Consider the following 13,061-nt stretch of genomic DNA (forward strand, 5'->3'; position numbering starts at 1 on the left):
TAATATTGGGAGATCAGCAAATAGGGGGTCACATTAACACTTCAACCGGAAAAAAGGTGCCAATTAGGTTATTGGCACCTTTTACTATTTCTAATGGTTCACTTGACTCCCTGCGGAACTGCCAGGCCAAGGCCTTTAGCAATACGTGTACCGTAATCAGGATCCGCTTTAAAGAAATGCTGAATCTGGCGCAGTTTAATTTCTTCTTTTTCTACAGGCTTCATGGCAGCAACAATGTTTGCCACAAGACGGGAGCGTTCCTCTTCACTCATTAAGCGGTATAGATCACCGGCTTGTGTGTAGTGGTCATTATGGTCATACGCAACGCTTTCGGCTAAACCGGATACAGGGTATGCAGCCTGTTTGTGCTCCTGTACTTCAGTTGGTCCCCCAAAGCTGTTCGGCTCGTAATAAACAGATCCTCCGCCATTGTTGTCAAAGCGCATCTGGCCGTCACGCTGATAGTTTTGCACTTCGTTTTTAGGGCGGTTGATTGGCAGCATCTGATGGTTTGCCCCTACACGGTAACGGTGTGCATCATGGTAGGCAAACAGGCGGCCCTGGAGCATTTTATCAGGTGACACATCAATGCCAGGTACTAGAGTTCCGGGAGAGAAGGTAGCCTGCTCAACTTCAGCAAAGTAGTTTTCCGGATTTCTATTGAGAACCATACGTCCTACTTCGATTAATGGGTAATCTTTTTGTGACCACACTTTCGTGACATCGAATGGGTCGAAACGGTAAGTATTTGCATCCTCAAGCGGCATGATTTGCACGCAAAGCTTCCAGGAAGGATAGTCTCCATTCTCAATTGCATTGAATAAGTCCTCTGTATGGTAATCCGGATTTTCGCCCGCCATTTTAGCTGCAGCTTCTACGCTGAGGTTTTTAACACCTTGCTCTGTTTTAAAGTGATATTTCACCCAGACGCCTTCGCCTTTATCATTAACCCACTTGAAGGTATGACTTCCAAATCCATGCATATGTCTTAGTGTTGCAGGAATTCCCCGGTCAGACATTAAGATGGTTACCTGGTGCAGCGACTCAGGGGATAATGACCAGAAGTCCCAGACGGCAGTCGGATTTTTCAAATGAGTCTTAGGATCACGCTTCTGTGTATGAATAAAGTCAGGGAACTTGATTGCATCCCGGATAAAGAATACAGGCGTGTTGTTTCCTACAAGATCGTAGTTTCCTTCTTCTGTATAGAACTTAACAGCAAAGCCGCGCGGATCGCGTACAGTATCTGCAGAACCAAGTTCGCCGGCTACAGTTGAAAAACGGATGAATAAAGGCGTTCTTTTGCCTACTTCAGACAGAAATGCGGCTTTTGTATATTTAGTGAGGTCATTTGTAACTTCAAAATAGCCATGTGCACCCGCACCTTTTGCATGAACAACACGCTCAGGCACACGTTCTCTATTAAAATGGGCGAGCTTTTCCAGCAAGTGTACATCCTGGATCAAGGTTGGCCCTCTTGAGCCGGCAGTCATTGAATTTTGGTTGTCGCCAACTGGGGCTCCCCAGCTTGTAGTGAGATTGTTCTTTTTTGTCATTCTATAATCACCTCATAAAAGTTTAATAACTTGCTTATATTTGTAATGATAACACTTCTCAAAGTAAAATCAATACTTTTTTATAATTATTATAAATAAATATAAATTATTAAGAGAAACATCTTATAAAAAGAGCAGGCAAATGCTTGTTTTAAAAAGGCATTAGTATATTTATATTTCCGTTTTTACCTAAAAGAACTTGTTTTTTGAAAGGGGAAGGAGTAGGAGTAGGAAGGATCTCTAATATAAAAAATCGGGCGGTTTGGCAACCGCCCGATTTATTAGCTAATATTCTCCCTTATGATCGGCATGCTCATGCATCTTGGGCCGCCGCGACCTCTTGAAAGTTCTGAGCTGAGAATTTCAATAACTTCAACTCCATTTTGCCGGAGTATATCATTTGAAACATAGTTCCTGTCGTAAGTGACAACTACACCGGGAGCGATGGCGAGTGTATTGGAGCCATCATTCCACTGTTCGCGTGCCGATGCAATCGGGCAGCCTCCTCCGCAGGGGATTAACACTAATTCATTAAGATGAAGCACTTCTTTCAAGGTTTCTTTCAGCGAGTTTTTCTCTGTAATCTTAAGAGTATCAGAATTATTCTCCTGTTCCAGTATGTAAATTTTCATACTGCCATCTCTATCCTCAATTGCAGGATGGTAGGTGAATTTATCATGATCAATCATAGTGAAAACGGTATCCAGGTGCATGAATGCGCGAATTTTAGGGATTTCAACTGCCACAACCTTTTTAATGGCATCCTGACGGGAGAATAACTCTCGTGCAAGTTTTTCAATTCCTTGTGCAGAGGTTCTTGCACTGACGCCAATAGCAACCACTTCATCACTTAAAATCAGTTCATCTCCACCTTCAAGAGAGTAGAGATCATCACGCTTGAAGTAAGCAGGGATTTCATGTTTATTAAAACGCGGATGATGATTCATGATGCAGTCCATAAAAATGGATTCCCTTCTCCTTGCAGGCTCATGCATTCGATTAATCGTTATGCCTTCACCGATAACCGCAGCCGGATCCCGGGTAAAATAAAGGTTGGGCATAGGGTCGAGATAAAAAGGATAATGATCCGGCATCATTTCATGAAGATGAATTTTCTTATCCTGATCAATATCCGATTTAACGACACCAGCCATCACTTTCTTAACCAGTTCATCGGGAGGAAGAGCTAAAAGATACTCTTTCACTGTATCGTAGGAACCATTGATATTTGATTGACTTTCCCGTAAGACCTTTTCAATAAAAGCCAGTCTGGGCTCGTCCTGCTGTATGGCTTCTGTCATCAATTTATCGAGATATAAGACCTCAATACCGCGGTTGCTTAATATATTGGCGAAATAATCATGTTCTTTTTGAATGGCAGGCAGAAAAGGAATGTCATCGAATAAAAGTCTTTTCAAATATTGAGGCGTAAGATTTTCGATCTCCTTACCCGGCCTATGCAGAAGGACCGTCTTTAATTCTCCTATTTCCGAAGTTACATTTAGCGGATGTTTCATTATAATAAATACCTCCAAAGGCTTAATGCCTGACCTATTGTTCTATGTTTGATTGGTTCCCTGTGCAATCATAGAGTAAACAGATCAATTATGTGTATATTTATTCAATTGAGCTAAATATGCAGGTAAATTTTTTCGAGATAATAGGGAAAACTTATTATAAGGAAATTTCATAGAAACACTAATAGAAAATCTGTCCTTCATAAGTGTACAAAATGAAAAATTGTGTTAAAGTATAATGTGAAAAAACCTTTACATAGCTAAGTTTGTTTAATTAAAAAATGTCCTCTCTGAAAATACAGTTGTATATGAGTTGGCGACATTCAATAAAAAGTACTGGGGGATACTGATATGACCAGCAAAATTTTAGATGCTTTTTTACAAGAAAACCTGGAGGATTTAAAGGATAGAGGACTTTACAACGTAATTGACCCACTTGAAAGCCCAAATGGTCCAATAATTAAAATCAACGGCAGAGAACTAATTAATCTTTCATCCAATAACTATTTAGGTTTGGCAACTGATGAAAGACTAAAAAAGTCTGCAATCGAAGCAATTGAAAAATATGGGGTTGGAGCAGGTGCTGTCCGCACGATCAATGGAACACTTGAGCTTCACACGAAACTAGAAGAAAAGCTGGCTGAGTTCAAGCATACAGAAGCAGCTATCGCATACCAGTCCGGATTTAATTGTAATATGGCTGCTATTTCTGCTGTTATGGATAAAAATGATGCCATTTTATCTGATGAGCTGAACCATGCTTCCATTATTGATGGATGCCGCTTATCCAAAGCCAAGATTATTCGCGTAAATCATTCTGATATGGAAGATTTAAGAGCTAAAGCGAAGGAAGCGAAAGAATCAGGACAGTACAACAAGATCATGGTTATTACTGACGGAGTCTTCTCGATGGATGGGGATATCGCCAAGCTTCCTGAGATCGTGGAAATCGCTGAAGAGTTCGATCTGATCACATATGTGGATGATGCACACGGTTCAGGTGTTCTTGGAAAGGGAGCAGGCACTGTTAAGCACTTCGGCCTTTCCGATAAAATCGATTTCCAGATCGGCACACTTTCAAAGGCGATTGGTGTTGTTGGGGGATATGTGGCCGGCAAAAAGGACTTGATTGATTGGCTGAAAGTACGCAGCAGACCATTCCTATTCTCTACATCTTTAACACCTGCAGATGTAGCAGCAAGTACGAAAGCTATTGAGCTGCTGATGGAAAGCACAGAGCTGAATGAAAAGCTATGGGAAAATGCCAACTACCTTAAAGACGGGCTGCAAAAATTAGGCTTTGATATTGGCGACAGCGAAACACCGATTACTCCTTGTATTGTTGGAGATGAAGTAAAAACACAGGAATTCAGTAAAAAGCTCAATGAAGAAGGCGTTTATGCAAAATCAATCGTCTTCCCGACAGTCCCTAGGGGAACGGGCCGTGTCAGAAACATGCCATCTGCAGCACATACGAAAGAAATGCTGGATCAGGCAATTGCGATTTATGAAAAAGTCGGCAAAGAAATGGGAATTATTTAAGTTCGGCTATAAATGGCTTCAAAATTAAGGCAAAGAGGAAACGTTGGAGGAATAAGATGAAACGGATAATGATTACAGGAGCTTTAGGCCAAATCGGCTCTGAACTAACCTTGAAATTAAGAGAAATTTATGGAACGGACAATGTTATCGCAACAGATATCAGAAAAAATGACTCCGAGGCTGCTAATTCAGGGCCATTTGAAATGGTTGACGTTACCGATGCAAAATCAATGCTGGATACAGCAAAGAAATACAATGTAGATACAGTTATTCATATGGCAGCTCTATTATCAGCTACAGCTGAGGCTAACCCTGTATTTGCATGGAATTTAAATATGGGCGGGCTTATGAATGCACTTGAAACAGCAAGAGAGTGTAATGCACAATTCTTTACGCCAAGCTCTATTGGCGCATTTGGCCCTTCTACGCCTAAAGACAACACTCCACAGGATACTATTCACCGCCCAACTACTATGTATGGCGTGAATAAGGTTGCAGGCGAATTGCTGTCAGATTACTACTATTACAAGTTTGGAGTAGATACTCGAGGCTTGAGGTTCCCTGGTTTAATCTCCTATGTAACTCCTCCAGGGGGCGGAACGACGGATTACGCTGTTGAGATCTATTATGAAGCCATTAAAAATGGCCGCTATACATCCTATATCGACAAAGGCACATATATGGATATGATGTATATGCCGGATGCGCTGAATGCCATCGTTGATTTAATGGAAGCTGATGCAGATAAACTCATCCACCGCAACTCCTTTAATGTAACAGCAATGAGTTTTGAACCTGAACAGATTGCAGCTGAGATCAGAAAGCATATCCCTGGGTTTGAAATTTCTTATGAAGTGGATCCTGTGCGCCAGGGAATTGCAGACAGCTGGCCAAACTCGATTGATGCTTCTGCAGCAAAAGAAGAGTGGGGATTCAAAGCAGATTTTGATTTAGCAAAAATGACTGCTGATATGCTTGATAAATTAAGAACAAAATTATGATCAATTTAAAAGGGACGCCGCTGGGCTGTCCCTTTTACAATTTTATTCTGAATTGCCCGAGAAGAAATTCTCTTTTTTCCTCCTCGGTTAGTTCGAATTTATTTTTTCTGGATTCTTCAGACTTAGTGACAGTTAATCCCGAAAGTGTAATACGGCCATCCTTTGTAGCAATAGTGGCCAGGTCGCCATGTGTAAAATGGGATTCGGGTGAGGTTTGATTGAATAAACAGGCATCATGAAAGTCGCCAAGCTGCACCGGCTTATCAGAAAAACGGTATAGAATTTTCCATTTGCCATCCGCAAGCCGTTGAAGATCGAACTTTTCTCCAGCTGTTGATTTTATCCTATATGTTCCGCTGACATCGGTTCTTTCCTCACCGGTTAAAGGCAGAGGCTGCCTGACGGAATCACCAAACCCTACATCAACCAAATAAGGAAGCTGGTGCAAGTAAACCAGTATGGCTGCATGAGAATCTTCTCTGACCCATCCATCAGGCTTTTTAACGGTACAGGAAATAAGATGTGATTGAAATCCCAGTTCCGACAGCAGAAGTTGAAACAGACCGTTTAATTCATAGCAAAAGCCTCCCCGGCTCCGTTCCAGTATTTTCTCAGAAAACAAATCTGTGTCCAGCCTTATCGGGATTTTTCGTGTCACATCCAAGTTTTCAAATGGAATATTGAGCATATGCCCTCTCTGCAGTTTTGTCAGATATTCAAGATCCAGATTACGGTCAGCCGAAACTTTAATTCGCTGCAGGTATTTTTGTGCATCCATCAAATCACTCCATAAATTTTTTTGCTTTCTATTTTGAAGGAAAAACAAATCGATTTGCAGTAATAAAATAGTTATACTAGAATGTCATTATATTTTATTTTAACAAATACACGGGGGTTAAAATATGACTTATGAAGTAAAAGTTGAATTTTGCATGATGTGAAACTACGCACCTAAAGCCGCGAGTTTCGCGGAAGAGCTATTTACTCATTTTCGTTCTGATATTTCAAAAATGGAGCTGGTCCCAAGCAAGGGCGGAGCTTTTGAAGTAACAGTGAATGGAGAAAAGCTTTATTCTAAGCTGGATACAGGCGTTTTTCCTAAAACCAAAGAAATCATCGAAAAAATGCAAAATTAAAACGGTAAAAAACCTTCTCCGGGCGGAGAAGGTTTTTTCCTGATCTATGTAAACAAAGGGTATAAGGCAACCTCTAGCTCAGTTTATCAATCGATGATTATCTCTCTATTGCATCCCGGTCCCGCTTCATTTTTATTGATAAAAATCTCTAATATCTCATTTGCAAACTCTGCACTAACCATTTTATTTACAACTGAGAAAGGCAGTTTAACTTTTCGCATGCATGGATGACCGCGCCGAATTGCTTCTGTGTCATCTATTTTAGCAGCTTTGATGATTACGCTGTCTTCTTTTAAGGAAACGGTTACATCTTTTGATGCACATCCCGTTAAAAGCGCCTCAACGATAATCTGCGCTTCCGTATCGTATAAGTCGATGCGGAATGTTATCTGATCCAAATAAGAAGAAAGCGGGTCCAGGTAATAATCCTCCATCCATTTTTCCAATTCACTCAAATTAAAAGGATGGAAATCTTCCTTTTTGTTCAACTTCAAAACCCCCTTGTTTCATTCTATAGTATTCATTTCATGCAAATTAGTGAAAAATGATATAATAACGGGGGAAATGCTGGAGGGATATTATGAAGAGTACAGTCAGAAATATTTTGCCGGTGCATGAACTGCAAAAAGACCGGCGTTTTACTAATTTAATGAACCAGTATGGAATTGACTTTATACATACAACCAACATGCTGAAAGAGGTAATTTCTGAAATAAGGAATACTATTCTTGCTGGGAATTGGACCGGTGAGGAGCCCGGTACGGAGAAGTTTACGGACCTAATATTTCAAAAAGCAGAAGAGGTAATCACTGTTCGGTATGGATATACACTTAAAAGAGTTATTAATGCTACTGGCACTATTCTTCACACTAATCTTGGCCGGGCACGGTTAAGCAAGTCTGCAGCGGATCATGTGCTTGAAGCTGCCATGAACTATTCCAATTTGGAGTATAACCTGGTTGAAGGCGAACGGGGATCCAGGCATAGTCACCTGGAAAATCTGGTCAAAGAACTGACAGGTGCAGAAGCAGCCATGGCAGTCAATAATAACGCTGCTGCCGTTTATTTCATTTTAAGAGCTCTTGCGGAAGAAAAAGAAGTAATCGTTTCCCGTGGACAGCTAGTTGAAATCGGAGGCTCCTTCAGGGTATCAAGCATAATGGAAGAGAGCGGGGCAAAGCTCGTTGAAGTGGGAACAACAAATAAAACCCACCTGGAAGATTATGAAAAAGTGATAAATGAAGATACAGCCATGATTATGAAGGTGCACACGAGCAATTTTAAAATTATCGGTTTTACGAAAGAAGTCGGCACCGGGGAACTTGCCCGCCTATCAAAAGAAAAAAACCTCATATTTTATGAAGATCTGGGAAGCGGTGCACTTTTTGATTTTAAAAGCAAAGGAATCGGAAATGAACCAGCAGTCAGCGATGTTTTAAAAATGGGGGCAGATATCGTTTCTTTCAGCGGAGATAAGCTTTTGGGCGGTCCACAGGCAGGAATTATTGCCGGAAGAAAGGATTTAATCGAAAAGCTGAAAAAACATCAGCTTGCCCGGGTTCTCCGGGTAGATAAAATGACCATTGCTGCTCTCGAAGGCACGCTAATTGATTACTTAAAAGGCGAAGAGGGTCTGAAAAATATTCCTGTGGTCCATGATGTTTTGATGACCAGTGATGAACTCAAAGTGAGAACGTCCCAATTTCTTAACAGATTACAAGCCGCCGGGAACGATTATGTATGCTCAATGAGACAAAGTACAGGGCAGGTTGGGGGAGGCACGATGCCTGAGGTAGAGCTTCCATCCTGGATTGCTGTTTTAAAGCACCGTCAATATTCAGCAGATCATATCGGCCGCCAGTTAAGGATTAATTCTTCCATAATAGTCAGGATTCAAAAGGAAGAAATTCTGATTGATCTTAGGACAGTAACTGCTGAAGAAGAGGACACCATAATAAATGCTTTAATTGCTGTATAAAGAAAAAGCAGCTGCCTGATGATGAGGCAGCTGCTTCTTTACATTCACATATCGTGGTGTGAATTATGTTTTTGTCTGGTGTGGTTACGGTTTTTTACTTTCTTAGAGCCGCTTAATGGTTCAGGCTGTCCATCATTGTTATGTCCTTTAGGTGCATTTCTGCGCATGTCTTTGCCATTGTTTTTGTTCAATTGAAGCCCTCCTCGGATAATAGGATGTTTCTTCCGCTCCAGGCAACTGATATGCCGGCTGCCGTCTTAATGGCTGACGGGTAGAAAAGATACAAGGTGATATTCACCTTCATCTCATGTGTTAGTTTGTCTCTTTTTATTGAAAAATTGCCTTGCAAAATGTGGCTGAATGTCAAGATTTCCTCCTGAGTGATTTCGCGGAATATTTTATGATGCTATTGCACAATTTAATGGTACAAATTTTATTAGGAGTGAAATAAGCATGCCATATCATAAAGATAAACAGCAGGCATTTCAGGCTGCACAGCAGGGAATGGAAGATGCACAGGAGCTCTACGCTGAAATTGTAAAAGATTCTGCCAGTTATGGACATCAGCTAAAACATCTAAAGCAGGAAGTAAATGAAGCATACGCTCAAATTGAAAATGCCCTGGAGGTTGCTTCTGACCATCAGCGTGCACAGCTGGAGAGATTCCAGCAGGATTTAAGATCCATGGTTGATGATGTAAACCAATACTAGAAATTTACCCGGCTGCAGTTCAGCCGGGTATTATTATTTATCGCAGTCTAACGGGCAGTAAGACCCCCACTTCAAGACTCAAAGGTATCAAAGGAAGATAAGAGGGGGGTCAAACTGCCCAGTCTAGCTACGACTCCTAGGGGCTCGCTTGTCACCCCTGGGCAAGTCGTCTCGCTTTAAATGTAAAGGCCCGAAAGAAGGACAAAGACTAAGAACGCCACGTCCTGTGGCAACGTCTTTGTGACCCACTTCCTGTGGGCCGCAACTAACAATCAGCGGGGAGAAAAGCACTCCCCACTGATTGAAGTTTCACTTTATTGATTCTTCTTGCGCTTTTTATTGTTTTGCCTTTGAGCTTCTGTTAATGGTTCATTCGCATATTCCTCATTATACCCTGCGCCCATGCCCTGACCTTTTGCGGCGTTCATACCCTCAATAATATGATTAGACTTTCTTTTAGCCATAGTCAATCACCTCCCTGATACTATTTTTCCTTGGATAATGTCAATTTATGTTGTTTTTTAGACTGGCGGATTCCCTTTTTCGTTTTTGCAGAATAATAACCAGGCAAGGTAAGGTATTTTTGTCTAATTGAAAAACACTATCAATTACGGCATTTAAAAGGCTTAATGAAGTAAATAAGAAATTATGATAAGAAAAACTTATCAAAAACAATAACTTTCTTGTTATTTACTTATATAGCAGGTTGTATTAATATAGGAATTGTGAGAAAAGTAAGGATGGATGAAAATTCAAACTTTTCGACAATTACCTAACACTTGGTATATGATGTTTATTGAAAGAGGGGGTAATACATTTGGCAAAGAACGATGTGTTCAATTCCCGCAAATCCTTTGATCTGGACGGGAAGCGCTATCATTACTATCATTTAGGTGCTCTGGAAGAAGCCGGAGTAGGTAATGTTTCTAAATTGCCTTATTCAATTAAGGTATTATTGGAATCAGTACTTCGTCAATATGACGGCCGTGTAATTACAAAAGAGCATGTTGAAAACCTGGCAAAATGGGGAACTTCTGAAGTGAAAGAAGTAGATGTTCCTTTCAAACCATCACGTGTAATTCTGCAGGACTTCACTGGAGTTCCGGCAGTAGTTGACCTTGCTTCATTGCGTAAGGCAATGGCTGACATGGGTGGGGATCCTGATAAAATTAATCCTGAGAAGCCTGTTGATCTGGTTATTGACCACTCTGTACAGGTAGATAAGTATGGAACACCTGATTCTCTTGAAGCCAACATGGAGCTTGAGTTCGAGCGAAATGCTGAGCGTTACCAGTTCTTGAGCTGGGCACAAAAAGCATTTGACAACTATCGTGCAGTTCCGCCTGCAACAGGTATTGTTCACCAGGTAAACCTTGAGTTCCTTGCAAATGTTGTTCATGCGCTTGAGACAACAGAGGGCGACTACGAAACTTTCCCTGATACTCTTGTAGGTACTGACTCCCATACAACCATGATCAACGGTATCGGCGTTCTTGGATGGGGTGTAGGAGGAATTGAAGCTGAAGCAGGTATGCTGGGCCAGCCTTCATATTTCCCTGTTCCTGAAGTTGTAGGGGTTAAGCTTACTGGCGAGCTTCCTAACGGAACAACTGCTACTGACCTTGCATTAAAGGTAACTCAAGTACTGCGCAGCCAGGGAGTAGTTGGCAAGTTTGTAGAATTCTTCGGCCCTGGTGTTACACAGCTTCCACTGGCTGACCGCGCTACAATTGCTAACATGGCTCCAGAATACGGTGCAACTTGCGGTTTCTTCCCTGTTGATGCAGAAGCCCTTGATTACATGCGCCTGACTGGACGTCCTGAAGAGCAAATCAAGATTGTTGAAAAATACTGCAAAGAAAATGGAATGTTCTTCGATCCATCTTTAGAGCCGGTATACACAAATGTAGTTGAAATCAATCTTTCCGAAATTGAAGCGAACCTTTCAGGTCCTAAGCGTCCGCAGGATTTAATTCCGCTTTCAGCAATGAAAAAGGAGTTCAATGACGCGATCACTGCTCCACAGGGCAACCAGGGCTTTGGCTTGGATAAGAAAGAAATCGACAAAAAAGTCACTGTTGAATTTGCAAATGGCGATTCAACCAAGATGAAAACGGGTGCTGTTGCCATTGCGGCCATCACTAGCTGTACAAATACTTCAAACCCTTACGTTTTAGTTGGTGCAGGTTTAGTGGCGAAAAAAGCAGTTGAACTTGGAATGGAAGTTCCTAAGTTCGTAAAAACTTCTTTAGCACCGGGATCTAAGGTTGTTACTGGATACCTGCGTGATTCAGGACTTCTTCCATACATGGAACAGCTTGGATTCAACCTTGTTGGTTATGGCTGTACAACATGTATCGGTAACTCCGGTCCATTAAGAGAAGAAATCGAAAAGGCTGTAGCCGAAACCGATCTTCTTGTAACATCTGTTCTTTCAGGCAACCGTAACTTTGAAGGACGTATCCATCCGCTTGTAAAAGCTAACTACCTGGCTTCTCCGCCATTAGTTGTCGCTTATGCACTAGCTGGTACGGTTGATATTGACCTTCAAAACGAGCCAATCGGAAAAGACAAGAATGGCAATGATGTCTTCTTTAACGATATCTGGCCTTCAACTGCTGAAGTTAATGAAGTGGTTAAACAGACTGTTACACCTGAATTGTTCCGTAAAGAATATGAGCATGTATTTGACGACAATGCTCGCTGGAATCAAATTCAAACTAGCAATGAGCCTTTATATTCATTTGATGATAATTCAACATATATCCAGAATCCTCCGTTCTTCGAAGGCTTAACTCCTAATGCTGATGAAGTTAAACCTTTATCAGGATTGCGTGTTGTCGGCAAGTTCGGTGATTCTGTAACAACTGACCATATTTCTCCGGCAGGTGCGATCGGCAAAGATACGCCAGCAGGAAAATATCTTCGCGAGAACGGTGTTGAACCACGTGACTTTAACTCTTATGGATCCAGACGGGGTAACCATGAGGTAATGATGCGCGGTACATTTGCAAACATCCGTATCCGCAACCAAATTGCGCCAGGCACAGAAGGCGGATTCACAACTTACTGGCCAACTGGTGAAGTTACATCTATCTATGATGCTTGTATGAAGTATAAAGAAGATGGAACTGGCCTTGTTGTTCTTGCCGGCAAAGACTATGGAATGGGATCTTCCCGTGACTGGGCTGCAAAAGGTACGAACCTGCTTGGAATTAAAACTGTTATTGCTGAAAGCTATGAGCGTATCCACCGTTCTAACCTTGTTCTAATGGGAGTTCTTCCACTTCAGTTCAAGGAAGGCGAAAGTGCAGAAACTCTCGGCTTGTCAGGAAAAGAAACGATCGATGTTCAAATCGACGAAAATGTTAGACCACGTGACTTTGTTAAGGTTACAGCTACAGATGAAAACGGCAACCAGACTACATTCGAAGTTCTTGTCCGTTTCGACTCTGAAGTTGAGATCGATTACTACCGTCATGGCGGAATCCTGCAAATGGTTCTTCGTGATAAATTGGCTAACTAATTTGACCCGCCGCTATGTGTTTGCTCACATAGCGGCTTTTTTATTTACAAAATATACGGGTTTAGGTATCTTGATTGTATCTTTAATTTTGGAG

At 41.5% G+C, this 13,061-nt stretch carries 12 protein-coding genes and 1 pseudogene; 6 read left to right on the forward strand and 7 right to left on the reverse strand.

Features of this window, described 5'->3' with window-relative positions:
• Positions 1–98: 98 nt before the first annotated feature.
• Positions 99–1,556: a catalase KatA gene (gene katA / locus NAF01_RS10870; protein ID WP_163141200.1), complete on the reverse strand. Its 1,458-nt coding sequence runs from the start codon at positions 1,554–1,556 to the stop codon at positions 99–101.
• A 281-nt stretch (positions 1,557–1,837) separates the two neighbouring features.
• Complete coding sequence (gene arcA / locus NAF01_RS10875; RefSeq protein WP_250802272.1) at positions 1,838–3,073, reverse strand: arginine deiminase; 1,236 nt, start codon at positions 3,071–3,073, stop codon at positions 1,838–1,840.
• Between the two features lie 351 nt (positions 3,074–3,424).
• On the opposite strand from arcA, the gene NAF01_RS10880 reads away from it, so the two are divergent.
• Together NAF01_RS10880 and NAF01_RS10885 are read left to right on the forward strand one after the other, a co-directional pair.
• A complete protein-coding gene (locus NAF01_RS10880; protein ID WP_048010122.1) occupies positions 3,425–4,615 on the forward strand; it encodes a glycine C-acetyltransferase in 1,191 nt (396 codons plus the stop codon).
• 56 nt (positions 4,616–4,671) lie between these two features.
• The gene (locus NAF01_RS10885; protein WP_076256322.1) at positions 4,672–5,616 is read left to right on the forward strand and encodes an L-threonine 3-dehydrogenase; all 945 of its coding nucleotides are present in this window, start codon (positions 4,672–4,674) and stop codon (positions 5,614–5,616) included.
• Between the two features lie 34 nt (positions 5,617–5,650).
• Here the strand turns inward: NAF01_RS10885 and NAF01_RS10890 are convergent, their stop codons facing one another.
• The gene (locus NAF01_RS10890; RefSeq protein ID WP_250802273.1) at positions 5,651–6,394 is read right to left on the reverse strand and encodes an arylamine N-acetyltransferase family protein; all 744 of its coding nucleotides are present in this window, start codon (positions 6,392–6,394) and stop codon (positions 5,651–5,653) included.
• A gap of 175 nt (positions 6,395–6,569) precedes the next feature.
• Between NAF01_RS10890 and NAF01_RS25050 the strand changes: the two are divergent.
• Positions 6,570–6,752 (forward strand): annotated as a pseudogene (locus NAF01_RS25050) (Rdx family protein); the annotation flags it as partial.
• 86 nt (positions 6,753–6,838) lie between these two features.
• Here the strand turns inward: NAF01_RS25050 and NAF01_RS10895 are convergent.
• On the reverse strand, positions 6,839–7,240 hold the full coding sequence (locus NAF01_RS10895) for an Hsp20/alpha crystallin family protein (RefSeq protein ID WP_048010119.1): 402 nt from the start codon (positions 7,238–7,240) through the stop codon (positions 6,839–6,841).
• Between the two features lie 92 nt (positions 7,241–7,332).
• Here NAF01_RS10895 and selA point away from each other — a divergent pair, with 92 nt between their 5' ends.
• Positions 7,333–8,730: an L-seryl-tRNA(Sec) selenium transferase gene (selA, locus tag NAF01_RS10900; RefSeq protein WP_250802274.1), complete on the forward strand. Its 1,398-nt coding sequence runs from the start codon at positions 7,333–7,335 to the stop codon at positions 8,728–8,730.
• Between the two features lie 44 nt (positions 8,731–8,774).
• Here the strand turns inward: selA and NAF01_RS10905 are convergent, their stop codons facing one another.
• Both NAF01_RS10905 and NAF01_RS10910 read right to left on the reverse strand, forming a co-directional pair.
• Positions 8,775–8,921 (reverse strand): small acid-soluble spore protein P, encoded by a 147-nt coding sequence (locus NAF01_RS10905; protein WP_076256329.1) that lies wholly within the window; start codon positions 8,919–8,921, stop codon positions 8,775–8,777.
• Positions 8,918–9,097, reverse strand: coding sequence for a hypothetical protein (locus NAF01_RS10910; RefSeq protein WP_250802275.1), 180 nt, complete (start codon positions 9,095–9,097; stop codon positions 8,918–8,920). The genes NAF01_RS10905 and NAF01_RS10910 overlap by 4 nt, the downstream gene beginning before the upstream one ends.
• An 86-nt stretch (positions 9,098–9,183) precedes the next feature.
• Here NAF01_RS10910 and NAF01_RS10915 point away from each other — a divergent pair, with 86 nt between their 5' ends.
• Complete coding sequence (locus NAF01_RS10915; RefSeq protein ID WP_009334724.1) at positions 9,184–9,441, forward strand: hypothetical protein; 258 nt, start codon at positions 9,184–9,186, stop codon at positions 9,439–9,441.
• A gap of 314 nt (positions 9,442–9,755) precedes the next feature.
• Here NAF01_RS10915 and sspO read toward each other — a convergent pair whose 3' ends face one another.
• Complete coding sequence (gene sspO, locus NAF01_RS10920) at positions 9,756–9,905, reverse strand: small acid-soluble spore protein SspO (RefSeq protein WP_048010116.1); 150 nt, start codon at positions 9,903–9,905, stop codon at positions 9,756–9,758.
• 353 nt (positions 9,906–10,258) lie between these two features.
• Between sspO and acnA the strand changes: the two genes are divergently transcribed.
• Positions 10,259–12,967, forward strand: a complete 2,709-nt coding sequence (gene acnA / locus NAF01_RS10925; protein WP_284709505.1) for an aconitate hydratase AcnA — start codon at positions 10,259–10,261, stop codon at positions 12,965–12,967.
• The last annotated feature ends 94 nt before the right edge of the window (positions 12,968–13,061 follow it).

The sequence above is a fragment of the Cytobacillus firmus genome (assembly GCF_023657595.1).
GTDB lineage: Bacteria > Bacillota > Bacilli > Bacillales > Cytobacillaceae > Cytobacillus > Cytobacillus firmus_B.